Annotated in this window: 15 protein-coding genes; 6 read left to right on the plus strand and 9 right to left on the minus strand. The window is 68.0% G+C overall.

Translation table 11 applies throughout. The features are described from left to right. From BJG92_RS00580 to BJG92_RS00590, 3 genes are all read right to left on the minus strand, one after another. On the minus strand, window positions 1–606 hold the full coding sequence (locus BJG92_RS00580) for a TetR/AcrR family transcriptional regulator (RefSeq protein ID WP_232082073.1): 606 nt from the start codon (window positions 604–606) through the stop codon (window positions 1–3). 71 nt (window positions 607–677) lie between these two features. After that, window positions 678–2,006, minus strand: a complete 1,329-nt coding sequence (gene paaK, locus BJG92_RS00585) for a phenylacetate--CoA ligase PaaK (protein ID WP_232082074.1) — start codon at window positions 2,004–2,006, stop codon at window positions 678–680. 16 nt (window positions 2,007–2,022) lie between these two features. Further along, entirely contained in the window at window positions 2,023–2,562 is a 540-nt protein-coding gene (locus BJG92_RS00590) for a hotdog fold thioesterase (protein WP_232082075.1), read from the minus strand. 132 nt (window positions 2,563–2,694) lie between these two features. Here BJG92_RS00590 and pta point away from each other — a divergent pair, with 132 nt between their 5' ends. Further along, window positions 2,695–4,794: a phosphate acetyltransferase gene (pta, locus tag BJG92_RS00595; protein ID WP_232082076.1), complete on the plus strand. Its 2,100-nt coding sequence runs from the start codon at window positions 2,695–2,697 to the stop codon at window positions 4,792–4,794. 15 nt (window positions 4,795–4,809) lie between these two features. Here pta and BJG92_RS00600 read toward each other — a convergent pair whose 3' ends face one another. Continuing rightward, complete coding sequence (locus BJG92_RS00600; protein ID WP_232082077.1) at window positions 4,810–5,043, minus strand: hypothetical protein; 234 nt, start codon at window positions 5,041–5,043, stop codon at window positions 4,810–4,812. A 195-nt stretch (window positions 5,044–5,238) separates the two neighbouring features. Here BJG92_RS00600 and BJG92_RS00605 point away from each other — a divergent pair, with 195 nt between their 5' ends. Together BJG92_RS00605 and BJG92_RS00610 are read left to right on the plus strand one after the other, a co-directional pair. After that, window positions 5,239–6,405 (plus strand): acetate kinase, encoded by a 1,167-nt coding sequence (locus tag BJG92_RS00605; RefSeq protein WP_232082131.1) that lies wholly within the window; start codon window positions 5,239–5,241, stop codon window positions 6,403–6,405. Further along, window positions 6,398–6,973 carry a GNAT family N-acetyltransferase gene (locus BJG92_RS00610; protein ID WP_232082078.1) on the plus strand — a complete coding sequence of 192 codons (576 nt, stop codon included), beginning with the start codon at window positions 6,398–6,400 and terminating at the stop codon, window positions 6,971–6,973. Before BJG92_RS00605 ends, BJG92_RS00610 begins: the two co-directional genes overlap by 8 nt. Window positions 6,974–7,382: 409 nt before the next feature. Here BJG92_RS00610 and BJG92_RS00615 read toward each other — a convergent pair whose 3' ends face one another. Together BJG92_RS00615 and BJG92_RS00620 are read right to left on the minus strand one after the other, a co-directional pair. Beyond that, entirely contained in the window at window positions 7,383–9,878 is a 2,496-nt protein-coding gene (locus tag BJG92_RS00615; protein ID WP_232082079.1) for a hypothetical protein, read from the minus strand. Between the two features lie 7 nt (window positions 9,879–9,885). Next, complete coding sequence (locus BJG92_RS00620) at window positions 9,886–10,632, minus strand: peptidoglycan-binding protein (protein WP_232082080.1); 747 nt, start codon at window positions 10,630–10,632, stop codon at window positions 9,886–9,888. 395 nt (window positions 10,633–11,027) lie between these two features. On the opposite strand from BJG92_RS00620, the gene BJG92_RS00625 reads away from it, so the two are divergent. From BJG92_RS00625 to BJG92_RS00635, 3 genes are read left to right on the plus strand one after another with little or no spacing between them, the layout of a single operon-like run. Next, window positions 11,028–12,113: a catalase family protein gene (locus tag BJG92_RS00625; RefSeq protein ID WP_232082081.1), complete on the plus strand. Its 1,086-nt coding sequence runs from the start codon at window positions 11,028–11,030 to the stop codon at window positions 12,111–12,113. Between the two features lie 29 nt (window positions 12,114–12,142). Then, window positions 12,143–12,838: a hypothetical protein gene (locus BJG92_RS00630; protein ID WP_232082082.1), complete on the plus strand. Its 696-nt coding sequence runs from the start codon at window positions 12,143–12,145 to the stop codon at window positions 12,836–12,838. 1 nt (window position 12,839) lies between these two features. Then, entirely contained in the window at window positions 12,840–14,219 is a 1,380-nt protein-coding gene (locus BJG92_RS00635) for a Dyp-type peroxidase (protein WP_232082083.1), read from the plus strand. A 34-nt stretch (window positions 14,220–14,253) separates the two neighbouring features. Here BJG92_RS00635 and BJG92_RS00640 read toward each other — a convergent pair whose 3' ends face one another. From BJG92_RS00640 to BJG92_RS00650, 3 genes are read right to left on the minus strand one after another with little or no spacing between them, the layout of a single operon-like run. After that, window positions 14,254–16,470, minus strand: a complete 2,217-nt coding sequence (locus tag BJG92_RS00640; RefSeq protein ID WP_232082084.1) for a S9 family peptidase — start codon at window positions 16,468–16,470, stop codon at window positions 14,254–14,256. Window positions 16,471–16,523: 53 nt separating this feature from the next. Continuing rightward, complete coding sequence (locus BJG92_RS00645; protein ID WP_232082085.1) at window positions 16,524–17,606, minus strand: LCP family protein; 1,083 nt, start codon at window positions 17,604–17,606, stop codon at window positions 16,524–16,526. A 10-nt stretch (window positions 17,607–17,616) separates the two neighbouring features. Next, entirely contained in the window at window positions 17,617–18,738 is a 1,122-nt protein-coding gene (locus BJG92_RS00650; RefSeq protein ID WP_232082086.1) for an LCP family protein, read from the minus strand. Window positions 18,739–18,792: the final 54 nt, after the last annotated feature.

Here is an 18,792-nt window from a genome sequence, read left to right on the forward strand (position 1 = left end):
TCAGCGGGGGATGTGGAGACCGTTGAACGCCATGGTGATGACGTCGTCGGCCAGCTTCTCGGGGGACAGGGAGCCGCCGGGCTTGTACCACTCGACAATGGAGTTGATCGTGCCGAAGAGCAGCCGGGTCACGGTGCGGGGGTCGATGTCCTGGCGGAGCGAGCCCTCATCGCGGGCCGCCGAAACCAGGGCCGCCACCTTGTGGTCGAACGTGCGGCGGCGTTCCAACGCGTCACGTTCGATCTCGGTGTTCCCGCGGAGGCGCAGCAGCAGGGTGACGAAGGGAAGCCGCTCCACGAGGACGGCGATGGTCTCGCGGAGGACGAACTCCAGCCGGGCTTCGGCGGTGCCGGTCTGGGCCTGCGGCTGGTCCAGGATGGCTTCGAGGCCGCCGAGGGCGTGGTCCAGCGCGAGCTTCAGGAGGTCGCCTTTGGACGGGACATGGTGGTAAATGGCCGACTTTGAGATGCCCAGGTTTTCAGCAAGGATGCCCATGGAGGTGGCGTCGTAGCCGTGGCGGTTGAAGACGTCGACGGCAATCACCAGCACCGACTGCTGGTCATAGCCGGGGCGGCCGCGTTTGGTGCTGGTTGTTGTGGTGGGCATACTCGCTAGTTTCTCACGATCCGGTGGCCGTCCATCCCGGCCCGCCGCGGCCGGCCGGGCTGGACGGTTTGCTAGGCCTTGGGGCGCAGGTCGTAGATCCGGCGGAGCTTGCCGTTGGACCGCTCCAGGGAACCGGGCTCGACGACGTCGACGGCACAGGAGGAGCCGACGTGGATCTTGATCTGCTGCTGCAGGACCTTGGCAGCCGAGGCGACACCCTCGACCGTGACGGACTCGCGGCGTTCGATCTTGACGGTCAGCTGGTCCATCCGCTGGCCCGCGGGACGGGTGAGCTCGAGCTGGAAGTGCGGGCTCAGCTCCGGAATGCGCAGCGCGATCTCCTCGATCTGCGACGGGAACAGGTTCACCCCGCGCAGGATGATCATGTCGTCGCTGCGCCCGGTGATCCGGCCCATCCGGCGGTGTGCCGGGCGGGCCGTGCCGGGCAGCAGCCGCGTGAGGTCCTTGGTGCGGTACCGGATGATCGGCAGCGCTTCCTTGGTGAGCGAGGTGAAGACCAGCTCGCCGTGTTCGCCGTCGCCCAGGACCACAGAGGGGTCGAAGGCGTCGATGATCTCGGGGCGGAAGTGGTCCTCCCAGATGTGGCTGCCGTCCTGGGTTTCCACGGCCTCGCCGGCGACGCCGGGGCCCATGACCTCGGAGAGGCCGTAGATGTCACAGGCCTTCAGGTTCATGGTCACTTCGAGCTCGTGGCGCATTTCCTCGGTCCACGGCTCGGCGCCGAGCACGGCGTACTTGAGCGAGGTGGAGGCCGGGTCGATTCCCTGCTTCATCATCGCGTCCGCAATGGTCAGCAGGTAGGTCGGGGTGGCCAGGATCGCGTCGGGCTTGAAGTCCTGGATGAGGGTGATCTGGCGTTCGGTCTGGCCGCCGGAGATCGGGATGACCGTGCAGCCCAGGGCCTCGGCCCCGGCGTGGGCGCCCATGCCGCCGGTGAACAGGCCGTAGCCGTAGGCGTTGTGGACCTTCATGCCGGGCCGGACGCCGGAGGCGCGCAGCGAGCGGGCCACGAGCTTTGCCCAGTCCGCGAGGTCCTTCTTGGTGTAGCCCACCACGGTGGCGCGGCCGGTGGTGCCGGAGCTGGCGTGGATGCGGGCCACCTCGTGCTGCGGCACGGCGAACATGCCGAAGGGGTACTCCAGCCTGAGGTCCTCCTTTGTGGTGAAGGGGAACTTGGCCAGGTCGGAGAGCTCGCGGAGGTCCGTCGGGTGGACGCCGTGCTCGTCGAATTTGCGCTTGTACAAGGGAACGCGGTCGTAGGCGTAGGCCACCGTGTGCTGAAGGCGGCTGAGCTGCAGCACCTCGAGCTCGTCCCGGGAGATGGTTTCTTCGCGGTCCAGGACGGCATCACTGGTGGCGGCGACGGTTTCTTGGGTCATCTGGGGTTCCCTGCTTCTATTTCTTGGAGATGGTGCGGCTGCGGCCTCGGAACTCGGCGACGAGTTCCCCCGCAGGGGCATCGGTGGGGAGTTCGCCCGGGACTGCGGCGGCCGGAGCCGGGCCGGCGGCTGCCGGCTGCGCCGCCGTCGGCGTGCCCGTGCCGGGATCGGCGGCGTAGATCTGGATGTCGTAGAGGCCGCTGCGCCCGGTGCTGGCGCGGCGGTTGGCGACGGCGGTCAGGACCTGGCCGCGGAAGGCCGGCCTGAGGAAGTTGATGTCGACGCCGGAGGCCACGGTGATGGTGCCGGTGTCGATTCCGGCTTCACCTGGTTTCGGGCTGGCCGGGTTGCAGGCCAGCGCGAAGGCTGTGTCGCCGAAGGCGAAGATCATTCCGCCGTGGGCCATGCCGAATCCATTGAGCATTTCCTGCCGGAGCGTCATGCGGATCGTGGCATGTCCGTCGTCCAGTGCCAAAACTTCGATACCCATCCACTCCGAGGCGTAGTCGTCTTTAAGGATGGGGTGGGTGTCACCGGAAATCATCAGTCCAGCCATGCGCCATTGCCTCCAGCTTTATTTACCGAATGTTCATTAGGTAATCCCATTGTGGGGCCCGCTGTCAAGGGCTGAACGTATGCTGGGACAAGCTTCACCACACGCGGAGGCACTGCACAGCAAAGGGCGGCCATGGCCAAAGGAATATACGTCAGCGCGACGACGCCGGGTTCCGGCAAGTCGCTCATCGCCTTGGGCTTGGCAGACACCCTGCACCGGCACGCGGACCGGATCGGCTTCTTCAAGCCGGTGGTCAACGGCCCCGACGCCGCCTTGGATCCGATGGTGGCGCTGATGAAGGCCCGGTTCGGCCTTGACGACCGGCGCTGCCGCGGCGGCCTGACGTTTGCCGAGGTCCGCGGGCTCCTGGCCGAGGGAAACAGGGCGGAGATCGACGCCCGCTGCGTGGAGATCTTCGCCGAGATGTCGCGCCACTGCGACGTGGTGATTGTGGAGGGAACGGACCTCACTGGCCAGGACGCCGCCGTCGAATTCGACCTCAACGCGCGCCTCGCGAACAACCTGGCCGCCTCCGTCGTGGCCGTGGTGGGTGCTAAGGGGCGGAACGTCGCCGAGGCGGCCGACGCCGTCGAGGTGGCCCGGAAGGAACTCCTCGCCGAACGCTGCTCGCTCCTGGCGATCATGGTGAACCGGGCCGACCCGGAGGACCTGGACGCCATTGCCGCGGCCGTCCGTCCCGGCGCCTCGGGCCGGCCTGTGTACGTCCTGCCTGAGCTGGAGGCGATCGCCCGGCCGACCACCGGCGAGGTCGCCTCAGCCCTCGGTATTGGCCAGGTGGCCGGGCTGCCGGACCTGGAACGGGACGTGCATTCGGTCAAGGTGGCGGCCATGAACGTCGCCAACTTCCTGCATGTGCTCGACGACGGCGCCCTGGTGATCGTTCCCGGTGACCGGGCCGACGTGCTGGTCGCGTGCCTGGCGTCCTCGTTCTCGCCCGAGTTCCCGGTCCCGTCCGCACTCATCCTGACCGGCGGACTGGCGCCCGATCCCACGATCTACTCGCTGCTGGCGCAGGCCCCGTTCCCGATCTTCGCCGCCCCGGACGACACCTACGTGACCGCCAAGCGGGTCTCCGAGGTGCGCAGCGAGATCTGGTCCGGGCACCGCCGCAAGGTGGCCTCCGCCCTGGGCCTGTGGGCCAAGCGGGTGGACGAAACGGAGCTGCTGGAACGGCTGCACCTGCCGCGGCCGGAACGGATGACACCGCTGCGGTTCCTGCACGACCTCATCGAGCGGGCCCGGTCCGAGCGCCGGCACATCGTGCTCCCCGAGGGGAATGATGTGCGCATCCTGCGCGCCGCCGAAATCCTGCAGCGCCGGGACGTCTGCGAGCTCACCGTGCTTGGCCGCGAGACGGACATCCGGGAACTGGCCTCCACGCAGGGGATCGACCTTGCCGGCATCACCATCGTGGATCCGGCCACCTCCGAGCTGCGCGGGGAGTTCGCGCGGAAATACGCCGAGCTGCGGGCGCACAAGGGCATGGACCTGGCCAAGGCGCAGGAAGTCATGCTGGACGGCAGCTATTTCGGCACCATGATGGTCCAGCTGGGCGTAGTGGACGGCATGGTTTCCGGAGCGGCCCACACGACGGCGCACACCATCCGGCCGGCACTGGAGTTCGTGAAGACCCGCGACGGCGTCAAGATCGTCTCCTCGGTGTTCCTGATGCTGATGCCGGACCGTGTTCTTGTGTACGGCGACTGCGCAGTGAATCCGGACCCGAACGCCGAGCAGCTCGCGGACATCGCCCTGGCGTCCGCCGGAACCGCGGCCCAGTTCGGCGTGGAACCGCGGGTCGCCATGCTGTCCTACTCCACCGGTGGGTCCGGAACCGGGGAGGCCGTGGACAAAGTCCGGCAGGCCACCGAGCTCGTGCGCGAGCGCCGTCCGGACCTCCCCGTGGCAGGTCCCATCCAGTACGACGCCGCCGTCGACGCCGCGATCGCCGAATCCAAGATGCCGGGCTCCTCCGTGGCCGGCCAGGCGACCGTGTTCATCTTCCCGGACCTCAACACGGGCAACAACACCTACAAGGCGGTCCAGCAGTCTTCCGGGGCAGTCGCCGTCGGACCCGTCCTGCAGGGGCTGCGCAAGCCCGTGAACGATCTCTCCCGGGGCTGCACCGTGGAGGACATCGTGAACACCGTTGCGATTACCGCCATCCAGGCGCAGTCCGCCGGGCCGGCTCCCGCGGCTATCCAGGCCTGATCGGCCGCCCAGTAGTCAGCTGTTTTCCGGCTCCACCACGCTGTCGGGATCTTCCTGCCCGGCGGGCTCATCGGCCAGGCCCGCAGGCGTGAGATCCAGGTCCGCCAGATTCTCGGGGGCGTCCGGGGCTTCCCCGACCTCGGTGGCCTTTGAGGTCCCTGTGTCATCCAGCGCCGGGTTCGCGCCTTCGACGCCGGTCGGGTCCGGCTCGCCGGAACCGCTGGCCGGCCGGGTTGCATCTTCAGTCATGGAAATCCCTTCAGGAGTTGTCCAGTTGGTCCGCCGACTCTAGGCGCCTTCAGCGGCTTTCGCAACGGATGAGGGCCCTGGCCGGTCCGGCAATTTATAGTGGATCCCATGGAGCGCTCCGCCAGGCTCCGGCGTGATTCCAGTCCCGACGCACCCTCCGGGGTAAGCGCAGAAGCCAAGGCTCAGGAGGCCCCCGTGCTCGTGCTCGTGATTAATTCCGGTTCGTCCTCGCTGAAGTACCAGGTCCGCGATGTGGAGGCCGGAAGTGTCCTCGCCGCAGGGCTCGTCGAGAAGATCGGGATGGGTACCGGCGGTGAGGGCGACGGCCAGATCGAGGGCCCGCGGGACCACGCGGAGGCGCTGGAACTGGTGGACGCGCAGATTCACGCGGCGTTGGGGGACCGCGCCCTGGCCGCCGTCGGGCACAGGGTGGTGCACGGCGGGGAGCGGTTTGCCGAGCCGGTGCTCGTCACCAGCGAGATCATCCGCGCCATCGAACGGCTGAATCCGCTGGCCCCGCTCCACAACCCGGCCGCCGTGCTCGGCCTCCGCGCCATCGCGAAGAAGTGGCCGCAGCTGCCGCAGGTGGCCGTGTTTGACACTGCGTTCCACCGCACCCTTCCGGAGCACGCGTGGCGCTATGCCGTCCCGGAGGAGCTCTACACCAACCACGGGATCCGCCGCTACGGCTTCCACGGCACCTCGCACGAGTACGTCGCGCACCGTGCTGCGGCGCTCCTGGACGTCCCGGTGGAGGAGTTCGACGCCGTCATCGCCCACCTCGGGAACGGCGCCTCCGTTACGGCGATCCGCGGCGGTGAGTCCGTGGACACTTCCATGGGCTTCACGCCGCTGGAGGGCCTCGTGATGGGCACCCGGTCCGGCGATCTGGACCCGTCCATCCTGGTGTTCCTCGGCCGGGCCGGCTGGTCCCCGGAGGACCTTGATTCCATGCTCAACCGCCAGTCCGGGCTCAAGGGACTGGCCGGCAACAACGACATGCGCTCGGTGGTGGAGGCCGCGGAGGCCGGGGATGCCAAGGCGGCCATGGCCCTGGCCGTCGCCTCCTACCGGCTCGCGAAGTACATCGGCGGGTACCACGTGGCCGTCGGCGGGGCGAAGGCGCTCGTGTTCACGGCCGGGATCGGCGAGAACTCGCATCAGTTCAGGTCCCTCGTGGCCGAGCGGCTCGGCGCCCTCGGCGTGTTGCTCGACGCCGGGCTGAACCGGGCGATGTCCAAGGAACCCCGGGTGGTGTCCACGCCGTCGTCGGCCATCCCCGTGCTGGTGGTGCCCACGGACGAGGAACGCGCGATCGCGGAGGCGACGGCCGCCGTCGTGGGGAGCCGCGCCAGTGCCTGACATCAAGCTCCCTCTCCGCACGGAACGGCTGGTGCTGCGGCGCTTCGAAGCCGCGGACCTGAACGCCTTCCACGCCTACCAGTCGCTCCCCGAAACGGCCCGGTTCCTGCCGGGGGAGGCGAAGAGCTACACCAAATCCATGGAGTCCGTGGGCAAGTACGCGAACTTCGTGTTCGAACGCGAGGGCGACTGGATCTGCCTGGCCATCGAGGCTGCGGACGTCCCCGGGCTGCTCGGCGAGGTAGTGCTGAAGTGGCTGCCGGGCCGCGGGCAGGCCGAGATCGGCTGGAGCCTGGCGCCGGAGGCTCGCGGGAAAGGGTACGCGGCGGAGGCCGCCGCGGCGCTGCTGAAGCTTGGCTTCGAGGAACTGGGCTTCCACCGGATCGACGCCAAGCTTGACGCCCTGAACACCGCGTCCGCGGCCCTGTGCGAACGCCTCGGCATGCGGCACGAATCCACGCAGGTGGACAAATGGCACTACAAGGGCCAGTGGGCCACGGAGGTGGTCTACGCCATCCTCGCCGGCGAATGGCGGGCCCGGGTGCAGGCAAAGGATTCCACGGACTGACGAAAATGGCCGCTATGGGTGTTCCATAGCGGCCATTTTCGGCAAACGGACAGCTGTGCCGAGGCGGTCGTGACCAGGGGCGGAGACGTCGGCCAGGTCCCGGAGCGCGTCCCCCGTTCGGACTCGGCCGGACGCTCCCGCCCAGTTCCTCCCGCCAGCACCACCCTGGACCCGCGGCAACCCCCGGAAACCCGCGGATCCCCGCGGATCCCCGCGGATCCCCGTGCCCGGTCCGGGTTCCGGCGCCGGGGGTAACCGGGCTGGAGCGCCTCGGCTGAGCCACGAACCCAACGATTCGCCACAGATGGCCGCAATGGGGTGTTCCATAGCGGCCATCTGTGGCAAACGGGCGAGTTTAGCCAGTGCGCCCGGCGCCCGGACCTTGGTAGCCCAGCCCGGCCGACGTAGCCTAACGTGCCGGCGGGGCCGTGGCTGTTGGAACCGGCGACGCCGGGCCCTGAGCCGGTGCGGTGGCCGGCCCGGCGGATTCCGTGGGCTGCGGTTCCGAGCTCGCGGTGGATGTGGCAGCCGGAGCGGTTGCCGCGGGAGCGGTTGCCGGGGGAGCGGTCGCCGCGGGAGCCGTCCCGCCGGGCTGCGGCGCAGGGAAAGTCGCTCCGGGACTCGCTCCGGGAGTGGTGCCGGGGGCCGCAGTCTGGCTGGCTCCCGGCGAGCTCGGGGTCGTGGCAGGAGCCGTGCCGCCGGGAGTTCCCGGCGTCGCGCTGGGGTCGGCCTTGATGACCTCCACGATTTGCTCCTTGAAGGCGCTCAGCTTTCCCTGGATCTCCGAGAGCGGCACATTCTGCAGATTCCGTCCGTAGTCCGCGATCTGCTGCCAGAGGGCGTTCAGCCGGGCCATGCCATCGGTGCTCAGCGGGCCGTCCAGGGTGAGGACCAGCTGGCTCGCCAGTGCGTAGGTCAGGCACCGCAGGCAGTTGTAGTTGGCGGCCGCCGAGAGGTTTTCGGGGACGATCACGTCGGTCTGGCCCACGATCAGCACCACCTGGAAGCCGACCGCGACGGCGGCGCAGTCCGCGCAGCTGGCGAATGCGTAGGCCTCGTTGCGGGTGGTGACGTCCGTGCCGTCGTCGGCCCAGACCAGCGCGAAGGCGACGTCGTAGGTCACCGATCCGTCCGTGGTGTTGACGGCGAGTGACTGGTTGCCGTCCCCGTCGGGGCCGGCCGGCTGGTCGAAAGGGAACACCCAGGACGGTGCCGCCGTCGTCGTCTTGCCGTCCGGGCCGGACGCGCCGGACGCGCCGGACTGGCCGGATCCGCCGGACTGCCGCGGCACGAGAACCATGCTGAGCTGCGGTTCCTCCCGGGTGGGCTTCTTCGCGCCGGCTGGCCAGAGCGCGACGGTCCGGCCGGCCCGGCCTTCCCGCATGCCGGTGGTGGAACCTGCCGGGAAAATCGCTGTGGTCGCGTCGGCCAATGTGCCGCGCTCGTAGGGCTGGACGGGCCGGTAGCTCTCGGCGCCGGGCCACCAGGCCCAGGCCACGCCGGCCACGACGGCCGCGATTACGGCGAGGGCGGTTCCGCGGCGCAGGGCATTGCCGTGCGTTTTCTGCCACAGCCCGGTGGCGAGCTGCCGGCCCAGACGCAGCAGGATGTAGAAGATCCCCAGCACCGGCAGTGCCACGCAGGCGATCGCCAGGAGGCGAACGGAGGCGTCAAGGATATCCCCGCTTCCGAGGCTGCTGGAGAGCATGGCGTACTGTTTCTGGCTGCTAGCCCACGCCGTGCCCAGCAGGCGCGGCAGGGACAGGACCATCATGACCAGACTGAAGATGAGCAGTGGCACGGTGATCAGCACCCAGGCAGTCACGACGGCGCGGGCCCACGGTTTCAGGAGCTGCGCCGCGGGGTCCTTGGGACGCCACGGCAGGAGGCTGAGCAGGGTGGGCTTGATCCGCTGGAACAGGTCCGGGACGCCGGTGGCGTCGGCAAGGATGTGGTAGCCGTCGAAGCGGACCAGCGGCATGAGCTGCCGCACCATCTGCAGGAGCTGCGTCACGACGACCAGCAGCAGTGCGTCGTATCCGGTGGCCCACCAGATGCCCATGATCCCGACGGCGACGATCGCGTTGAAGTACAGCCCGCCAAGGTCCGTCCGGATGCGGCCGGCGCGGCCCAGCCGGTAGGAATCGGTGACATCGGTGTAAAACGCGGGCCAGATGAGATACAGGCCGGTTCCCATGGCGCCCGGGGTGGCGCCGCCCCGGCGTGCCGCAGCGGCGTGGCCGAACTCGTGGAAGCCGGCGGAGAGCACGGTGACCGCGAGGATCAGCAGCACGAGTCCCGGGTTGGCGAAGGCCTCGTGGGTGGCCGAGGCAAGGCCCTTGACCATCAGGACCCACCAGCAGGTCGCGAGGAAGACGGCGGTCACGGCCACCACGATGAGCGGGTTGAAGAGCGCGGCGAACGGGGCCGTGATCCGGCGGGTGCGTTCCGGGTCCGTCACGGTGAAGCGGAACTTCATCCCGAGCAGGGGATCGGCCCTGCGCACCTCCGGCTGCGAGCCGTCGGCCAGTTGCAGCAGCCCCAGGGGAAGCAGCTGGGAGTCGATTAAAGTCTGTACGTTGCCGGCACTGACCAGCCTGCCGAATCCGGCGCTGGCGTGTTCAGCGATTTCCTCGAGGCCGCGGGCGCCGTCGATCGCGTCGAGGACGACGTAAAGCAGCCGCGTGAGTTGCAGGGTCTGGCCGTCGGCGCGCCGGACGAGGGACGGCGCCTCCCGGTAACCGGAGCCCTTGGTCTCGCCGATGAGCTGGATACCGTCTGCCCGGACCGGCACCCGGAGAGTGCCGGTCAGGGTGCCGGCCTGGGGCCCGACAGGCCGGGAATCCGGCGCGGAAGAGGCCGGCGGGCCGTCCGAGGGGGACGGCCCGCCGTTCGGAGTGCTCATCCGGGAGCTACTGCCGGAGATCGGACTGCTGGGCGGCGTTGGCCGTTGCTTCGCCAGTGATGTTCTGGGTGATGATCGCGTCCTGCTGGGCCACCGCGAAGGCGTTGCTGTCGATCGAGCCGATGTTGGCGGCCACGGCAGCATCGATCGGGGCGGCGACGTTGGCGTTGGCGGCGACGGCCCCGTTGATGGGAGCCGCGATGCCGGCGTTGGCGTCCAGGTCCACGTTCACGTTCAGCAAGTTGCCGTTGACGGCCCCCGCGGCTGCGGCGGCGTCGGTGGGCAGGGCGTCGGTGGGAAGGGCATCGCCGGGCAGGGCGCCGACGTCGGGAACGGTGCCGCCGGGCAGCACGCCGCCGGCGTCGACGGATGTGCCGGCGTCGGCAGCGCCGGTGCCAGCCGCGCCGGCAGCCGTCGTCTCAGGGGCGGCGGCCTGGTCGATGGTGCTGTCCTGGGCGGATTCGGCGGTGGCGTCGGCCGTGATGCCCTGGTTGATGATGACGCCCTGGTCCGCGAGGGCCTGGGATTCCGAGCCGAAGGACAGGATGTTTGCCGAGGCTGCGGCGTCGATCGGGGCTGCGACGTTGGCGTTGGCGGCGACGGCGAGGTCGATCGGTGCCGAGGCGCTGATGCCAAGATCCAGGTCCGCATTCAGGTCCAGCACGGAGGCTACTTCCTTGTCCGGAAGGGCGGTGCCTGCCTGCGCCATCAGTTCGTCCTCGCTCAGCGGGGTCAGTTCCTGTTCAGTGCTCACGCTTCACTCCAGTTCCGGCACGGTTCCTGCTGCCCCCAGTGAGCAGTTTCCAGACCGATGTGCCTCATGCGAGTCAATAGTAAGCATGGTTAGCATCTATCCGGTAGGCGGCTCCCGATATTTTGCGCCGGGCCCGCCCTCAGCCCCGTGACCGCTCTCAGGAGGGTCCACAAGCGAGACAGTAACAGAGGGAAAACTTCGGTCTTTTGGGATCTCGGCAAGGTGCTTCTTTAGGCCGGCGAAACTGTGTGTCGCCACCATTGTTCTCCCAGCTCAGAAGCGCCTTTCGTTTGTCTAAGACGCGCTCGGGCGGCCACCTTCGCGTGAACCCTGCGCGAGGGTTCGTGCAGTCCTTTGATAGAGCGCGGGGGGCATTTCTGCTAGCGTCCGTTTGTATGAAGGCCGTGCGATTTTCGCCCTCGATCGAGATCGAGGCTGAACGGGAAGCCGACTTGACCCGGGAGATCCTCGCGCGGATGGCGGCCTCACAAGCGGCGAACTCCGACAAGCACCGCCACGCGATTCGCGATGCGCACGCGAAGAGCCACGCGATTCTGAAGGCAAACCTGACGGTGCACGAGGAGTTGGCACCGGAACTCGCCCAGGGGATCTTCGCGAATCCCGGTTCGTTCCCGGCGGTGGTCCGCTTGTCGTCGTCGCCGGGCGACATCCACGCGGATCGGGTACCCGCACCGCGCGGGTTCGCGACGAAGGTGATCGGCGTGCCGGGCGAACGGCTGCTGCCGGCCCTGGGCGGCCACAACCAGGACTTCCTCATGGTCAATTTTCCGGTGCTGGCCTTCGGGACGATCGGCAAGTACCTGCAGATGCTGAGGCTGCTGGAGAAAAACGCCGCGGCCCCGGACTTCTTCCAGCGGATCGTGGCCGGAACCGCCCGCCTCGCCGAGGGAGCCGTGCAGGCGGTCGGGGCCACCCCGCACGCGACACTGCAGGGCATGGCCAGGGACAACAACAACATGCTGGGAGAGACTTTTCACACCCAAGCGGCAGTGCGCTATGGCGAGTACATCGCGAAGCTGTCGTTTGCGCCGAAGTCCGCGAACGTCCGCGCGCTCACCGGCCGGCCGGTGAAGGTCCATGAGTTCTCGTCATTCCGTAACGCTGTGGTCGAGCACTTCCGCCAGGAGGGCGCCGACTATGAAGTGCGGGTTCAGTTGTGCACGGACCTGGAGGCCATGCCGGTGGAAGACGCGTCGGTGCCATGGGACGAGAACGCATCGCCGCAGCAAGTGGTTGCCACGCTGCGCATCGAACCGCAGGACGGCCACACTCCCGCGCGTCGCAACTACGGCGACGACATCCTGTCCTTCAATCCGTGGAACGGCGTGCAGGCACACCAACCGCTCGGGTCGATCATGCGGATCCGCAAACCGGCCTACGAACGCTCGAGCGCGTTCCGGCACCACCAGAACGCGCTCGGCCGGCTCGAGCCCGATTCCCTGGCACAAATCCCTGATTGAACCCGCCACTAAGACAAGGGAGCCCCATCATGGCCGACCACGAAGATCCACGTCTGCAGGACGAGGGGAAGTTCGATGAGATCCGGCGCCGCGTCGCGGAAGTCGCGAAAGACGCGCCGCCGCTGGCCAGGATCGCGCTCGAAGCCATGGTCCGCAAGCACAATCCGGACCTGAAGGGCACCGCCGACTCTGCGGGCCGGGTGGGCATGCGATCGGGCAAGGTCTCGGAACTGACGGTCATCGTCGACCTGAAGCCCGGTGGCGCCCAGCGGCTTCAAAGGATCTTCGATTTGACCAAGGGCAACATGGACGGCGCGCAGCGGGTCTCGACGCTGCACGACATGCGTTTCGTCTTCATCGACCACAACACCCGCATCCTGTTCGCGACCGCCTACGACGGGGACTGGGACAGCTACATCAGTGATTTCGCTACCAAGATCCCGGAACTTATGGACCTGCTGTTCCAGAACGTCGAGGGCTGGCCGGGCATCTCCAGCCCGACCGTCAAGGATTTCATCGCCGAACACCAGATCAACGCCGCCGGCTGGTTCGTCGCCAACCCCCAGGTAACGGTGGTCGATGTCCGCCGGATGCAGCGCACCGAACACGCCCTTGACACGTTCTTCGACGCTATGACCGGACGTGACGATCTCGACCCCAAGACCGCGGCAGCGATGAAGACGCTGACCGACGCGATTTCGACACCGGAGGCGGTGGATTACTGAGATGTCCGGACTGGCTAGATTTAAGGCACGATTCCGGCGCGAGCGCGTGCGCCTGGACCTGGGCGACATCCAGGCGATGATCCTGCGGTCGCGGCCGGAGCCGTATGTCGGCGCCCACGCGATGGTGCACATCGATGACGCCGCGGGCGGCCGCGACCTGATCGCCAGGCTGGCAGAGCACATCCCGTCGGCCAGGGACTGGGCTGAGGACCGCAGCGCCTGGACCGGTGTGGCGATCAGCTACGACGGTCTGCAGGCGTTGGGTGTGCCCGGCGGATCCCTCGCCAGCTTCCCCTTGCCGTTTCAGCAGGGCATGGCCGCCCGCGCAGAGCAACTCCACGACTACGGCATCGACGCGCCCGAGAACTGGGACAAGGCATTCAGCCCCGGCACCTGCCACATCGCACTGAGCATCTACGCGCAGGACCAGAATGCCCTGGACACGGCGCTGGACCTCGCAATGAGCGAACTGAAGCGCTCAGCCGGCGTGACGCTGATTGGGGTCCATCCGTTCGGGGCGGACGAGGACGCAAAGAACCCCTTCGGTTTCCGCGACTCGATCTCGCAGCCGACCGTTGCCGGCAGCGGAGTGGACGCGCAGCCGGGGCAGGAGCGGGCGATCGCCGCGGGCGAGTTCATCCTTGGCGAGAACAGCGAAACGGGTGTTCCGCTAGGCACTCCCCAACCGTCAGAGTTGGGCGACAACGGTTCCTATGTGGTGCTGCGTAAGTTCGTCAGCCGGGTCGGTGCTTTCAACGACTACCTCAGGTCTCAGGCCGATGACGCCGAAGGCCAGCATCAGCTCGGGGCCAAGATGTTCGGCCGCTGGCGCAGCGGCGCGCCGCTGGTGCTCTCGCCCGATCACGACGACGAGGAGCTGGGCGCAGATCCGCAGCGGAACAACAACTTCGACTTCAAACAGGACCCGAAGGGGCTGATGTGTCCCCATGCGAGTCACATGCGCCGCCTCAACCCGCGGGACAGTCCGCTGACCATCTTGACCGATGTCAACATTCACCGGATCATCCGCAGATCCTCGACCTACGGCCCAAAGTGGACGCCGGAGGTGACCGCCGCCGATGATGCGCAAGAGGACCGCGGGCTGTATTTCATCTTCATCAGCGCACGCGCCTTCGACACGATCGAATTCATGCAGCAGGAGTGGATCAACGGCGGCAATTTCGTCGACCTCGGGATCGAGTCGGACCCGATCGTCGGACTGCACGACGACACCAACAACTCCTTCACGATCCCCGCCGAACCCGCCCGCAGGAAGCTCAGAGGGGTGACCACCTTCAACCGGATGGCGGGCGGGGAGTACATGTTCATGCCGTCGCTGACCGCCCTTCGCTGGATCGGTGCGCAGGGCTGGGCCAAGTGAGCGGCCCGGGGCGGACGATCCCGGCGCCCCCGCGCTACTTCAGCCCGGCCCCCGGCAGGAGTTCCGTGGCGCCGAGGGAATCCGCGACGAACGCGTAGTCCCAGGCCCGCTCTTTCCACTGCACGTAGCGCCCGGACGCGCCGCCGTGGCCGCCCTCCATCTCGATCTTCATCACAATCGGTTCGCTGCCGGTGTTCACTTCGCGCAGCCGCTGCACCCATTTGGCGGGCTCCACGTAGAGGACCCGCGTGTCATTGAACGAGGTGACCGCCGCGATCTTCGGATAGTCCACCGCACGGACGTTCTCGTAGGGCGTGTACGACTTCATGTAAGCGTAAACGGCCGGGTCGGTGATGGGGTTACCCCATTCCTCCCACTCCAGCGCCGAGAGCGGCAGTTCGGGGTCCAGGATGGTGGTCAGGGCGTCCACGAACGGCACGGCGGCGACGATCGCCGCGTACTTTTCCGGGGCCAGGTTGGCGACGGCGCCCATCAGCAGGCCGCCGGCGGAACCGCCCATGGCCGCGATCCGGGCCGGGTCCACCCAGCCGGACTGCGCCAGCCAGTCGGTGGCCGCGATGAAGTCCGTGAAGGTGTTCTTTTTGTGCAGCTTCTTGCCGGTGTCATACCAGTGCCGGCCGAGCTCGCCGCCGCCGCGGATGTGGGCGATCACGAAGACGATGCCGCGGTCCAGCAGGGACAACCGCGGGATGCCGAAGCCCGGATCCATGCTCAGCTCGTAGGAGCCGTAACCGTAGACCAGCCCTGCCGCCGTGGAGTCGCTCGCCACGGAGGCGTGGCGCAGCACGGACAGCGGGATCCTGGTCCCGTCGGAGGCCACGGCCCACTCCCGGCTGGCGACGTAGTCGGCCGGCGAGTAGCCGCCCAGGACCGGGCTTTCCTTGCGCAGCAGCAGGTCGCCCGCCGGAAGCTCCGCCGTCGGGAGCACGAAGTCGTAGACCCGGGATGGCGTGAAGTAGGACGTGTAGCCCATCCGGATCACGGGGGCCTCGTAATCGGACCCTGCGACGCCGGCGGTGTACAGCTCCTCCTCGAAGGCCGGTTCCACGGGGGCGCCCTGCTGCGCAGTGCCGAGCCCGGCCAGCGGCAGGACCTGCACGCGCTCGATCGTGTCCTTGCGGACCGAGACCACAAGGTGGGTCGAGGTGACGCCGGCGCCGTTGATCCGGACCTCGTCTGAGTGTTCGACGACGGTGGTCCAGTGCTGCTCGGCGAGCGGCTTGTCGAGTTCGGCCAGGTCCACCAGCGAGACCATGGAGTTGATCGCGTCCATGTTGTGGGTCAGCAGGATGGTTTCGGTGGGGGTCCCGGAGGCGTCGGCCAGCAGGAACGGCTCGGCCTCGTACAGGATGTGTTCATCGCGGGGGATGACGGTGCGGAGTCCGGCGTCGGGGTCATCGAAGCGCAGCAGCCGGGTTTCGCTGAATTCGGAGCAGCCGATGCCAAGGACAAGGTGGCGCCGGTCGGCGGAGAGCTCGAAGCCGAGCCACATGGCGACGTCGTCCTCCTGGTAGATGACCTCGTCCTGGGTGACGGGCGTGCCGAGCACGTGGGACTTCACCTGGTACGGGCGCCAGGAATCATCCACCACGGTGTAGAAGATCCGGCTGCCGTCGGGGGAGAAGGAGATGCCGTAGAAAATGTTCTCGATCACGTCCGGGAGGAGTTCCCCGGTCCGCAGGTCCTTGATGCGCAGCGTGAACCGCTCGTCGCCGGCGTTGTCCACGGCGTAGGCGTACAGGGTCCCGTCGATGGTCACGGCGGCGCCGCCGATGGAGAAAAACGGCTTGCCTTCGGCTTCGATGTTGCCGTCGAGCAGGATCTCCTCGCCCGGAATGTCGACGCCGACCTCCACGGCCGGGGGTGTCCAGTCCGACACGCGGTCCCCGGTGTCCTGGGCCAGGACCCGGCACTGGATGCCGTATTCCTTGCCCTCCACTGAGCGGGTGTAGTACCACCAGCCGTCCTTGCGGTTGGGGACGGAGAGATCCGTCTCCTGCGTCCTGCCTTTGATTTCCTGGAAGATGGCCTCACGCAGCGGCTCCTGGTGGGCGGTCACGGCCTCCTGGTAGGCGTTTTCGGCCGTCAGCAGGTCAACTACCTCCGCCGATTCCTTGTCGCGAAGCCACTCGTAGTTATCCTCGAAGGAGTCGCCGTGGCGGGTGCGGACGGTGGGAACCTTCCTGGCGACGGGAGGCTGCAGGGACGGCTGCGCAGGAGTCTGGGTCATGGACCCAATCTACCGTCAGGTGCGCTGGCAAAGCCCGAGGCTGTGGCCGGTACTCAGTTTCCGTTCTGCAGATTGTTCGCCGCCACATAGTCCCCCAGCGTCCCCGAGCCGAGCGCGGCGGACACCGCCGCGGTGGCCGCATAGTCCTGCAGGACGATCGACTGGCCGTCGCTGCTGGTCCCGGTGCCGGCCGTCGGCAGGGTGAAGAACACGCCGCCGCCGGGACCGGTTCCGCGCAGGCTGAAGGCGAGCCGCTCCAGGGAATCGAGGGTGAGTCCCGGCGTCACCGTGACGTGCGGCAGCACGGTGGTGACCAGCAGCCGGGCCGTGGCGCGGTCCGCGAGGACGCCCTCGCCGGCCACCTTCGCCAGCACGGCCTTCAGGAACGTCTGCTGGTCACGGACCCGCTGGTAGTCGCCGTCGGCGAAGGCTTTGCGCTCGCGGACGAAGTCGAGGGCAAGGGCGCCGTTGAGCCGGTTCACGCCCGGCGGGTAGTAGTGCTGGGATTCGATCGTCCCGGTGAACGGCGCCGTCACGTTGACGTCGATGCCGCCGACTGCGTCCGTCAGGGCGGCAAAGCCCTCGAAGTCGACCATGACCGTGTGGTCGATGTGCGTACCGAGCAGGGCCTCCACGGTGCGGGTCTGCAGCGGGATCCCGCCGAGTTCGAGTCCGGCGTTGACCTTCGCCGCCCCGTACCCGGGGACGTCCACCCACAGGTCGCGCATGATGGAGATGCCGTAGACGCCTTGCCGGTCCGCCTGGAGGTGGATGAAGACGAGGGCGTCGCCACGCTGGTCGGACGCGGCGCCGGCGGCTGCCTCCGCCCGGGCGTTGACGCGGCTGTCGCTGCCCACCAGCAGGATGTTCAGGGCGACGGCGGGCGGCTCCGGCGTCGGGGTCGGTGTGGGCGTCGGAGTTGGCGTGGCTGCCGGCGCGGTTGCCGGGGCCGACGTCTCGACGGGAGCTGCGGTCTCGGCCTGCGGGCGGTTCAGCACATAGGCGACGGCGACGGCGATCAGCAGCAGGGCGGCGGCGAGTGCGGCAATGACAGTCCGACGGCGGCGCCTGGCCGGTCCGTTGGCACCGGCGGCGGGGCCCGGGGTTGACGTCGCACTTGGTCCTGCTGGCTCCATCTGTGGCTTCCTAGTTGCCCTTGCCGAGGTTTTTGGCGGCCACGAAGTCAGCGAGTTTGTCGGCGGTGAATGCGGCTTTGAGCTCCTCGATGGCGCCCGTGTCCGGCAGGACGATGGACTGGCCGTCCGCCGACCTCCCGACGCCGGCCGTGGGCAGGGTGAAGAAGACCGTGTCGCGGCTGCGGATATCGCGCAGGCTGAAGGCGAGGCGGCCCACCTCAGTGGAGTCGAGTTTCGGTGCGACGCTGAGGTAGGGGGAGACGGCGCTGAGGACCTTGGCGAGGGTGATCGGGTTCCCGAGCGTGCCGCCGTCGAACGTCTTGGCCAGGACCGCCCGGAGGTAGGTCTGCTGGTTGCGGACCCGCTGGTAGTCCCCGTCCGGGAAGGCGTAGCGCTCACGGACAAACGCCAGGCCCTGGGCCCCGTTGAGCGTATTCAGTCCTGGACGGAAATCGTAGGTCTTACCGCCGCGGACTGTGGTGAACGGGACCTTAATGTCCACTTCCACCCCGCCCAGGGCATCGGTCAGTCCCTTGAAACCGGCGAAATCGAGGCTGACCACGTGGTCGATCCGTTGCTGGAGCAGGGACTCCACCGTCTGGACCATGAGGGGAACGCCGCCGAAGGCGAGGGCCGCGTTGATCTTGGCCTGCCCGCGGTCCGGAATGTCCACCCACAGGTCCCGCATCAGCGAGACGCTGTAGATGTGCTCGCGGTCCGAGGGGATGTGCAGCAGCATCAGGGTGTCTGCGCGCTGGTTCGACGCGGACCCGGCCGCGGCCTTGGCGGACGCGGAACCCTCGGCCTTATCGCGGCTGTCGCTGCCCAGCACGAGGATGTTCATCGGCGCGGGTTTCCCCGCGGGGGTTGGCGGGGCCTGGACCCGCCTTGCCTCGGCCGGAAACGCGTCCTCGATCTTGGTGGTCTGGGAATCGTAGATGTTTGCCAGCGAGAAGAAGTACGCCCCGACGGACCCCGGAACCAGCAGGATCATGACCAGCAGGCACACCATCAGCGCCCGCCGGGTCCGCGCCTTGCGTCGCGGGGTGACTCCAGTATCCAGCTGAGCAGGCGCCTTGGCGGTCCCGTGCTCCGCTGCAGGTTCGCGGTCTACTTCGAATCGATTCGACATGCAGTTCCTTGAAGGTCGGTGCAGCATCCGGCGCCGACGCCGGAATGGAGCTCG

The organism is Arthrobacter sp. SO5, from assembly GCF_020532805.1.
In the GTDB taxonomy this organism is placed as follows: Bacteria; Actinomycetota; Actinomycetes; order Actinomycetales; family Micrococcaceae; genus Arthrobacter.

Coding starts and splice junctions, on each gene's coding strand:
- BJG92_RS00580 (WP_232082073.1), bottom strand. CDS start 606: ATGCCCACCACAACAACCAGCACCAAACGCGGCCGCCCCGGCTATGAC.
- paaK (WP_232082074.1), bottom strand. CDS start 2,006: ATGACCCAAGAAACCGTCGCCGCCACCAGTGATGCCGTCCTGGACCGC.
- BJG92_RS00590 (WP_232082075.1), bottom strand. CDS start 2,562: ATGGCTGGACTGATGATTTCCGGTGACACCCACCCCATCCTTAAAGAC.
- pta (WP_232082076.1), top strand. CDS start 2,695: ATGGCCAAAGGAATATACGTCAGCGCGACGACGCCGGGTTCCGGCAAG.
- BJG92_RS00600 (WP_232082077.1), bottom strand. CDS start 5,043: ATGACTGAAGATGCAACCCGGCCGGCCAGCGGTTCCGGCGAGCCGGAC.
- BJG92_RS00615 (WP_232082079.1), bottom strand. CDS start 9,878: ATGAGCACTCCGAACGGCGGGCCGTCCCCCTCGGACGGCCCGCCGGCC.
- BJG92_RS00625 (WP_232082081.1), top strand. CDS start 11,028: ATGAAGGCCGTGCGATTTTCGCCCTCGATCGAGATCGAGGCTGAACGG.
- BJG92_RS00630 (WP_232082082.1), top strand. CDS start 12,143: ATGGCCGACCACGAAGATCCACGTCTGCAGGACGAGGGGAAGTTCGAT.
- BJG92_RS00635 (WP_232082083.1), top strand. CDS start 12,840: ATGTCCGGACTGGCTAGATTTAAGGCACGATTCCGGCGCGAGCGCGTG.
- BJG92_RS00640 (WP_232082084.1), bottom strand. CDS start 16,470: ATGACCCAGACTCCTGCGCAGCCGTCCCTGCAGCCTCCCGTCGCCAGG.
- BJG92_RS00645 (WP_232082085.1), bottom strand. CDS start 17,606: ATGGAGCCAGCAGGACCAAGTGCGACGTCAACCCCGGGCCCCGCCGCC.
- BJG92_RS00650 (WP_232082086.1), bottom strand. CDS start 18,738: ATGTCGAATCGATTCGAAGTAGACCGCGAACCTGCAGCGGAGCACGGG.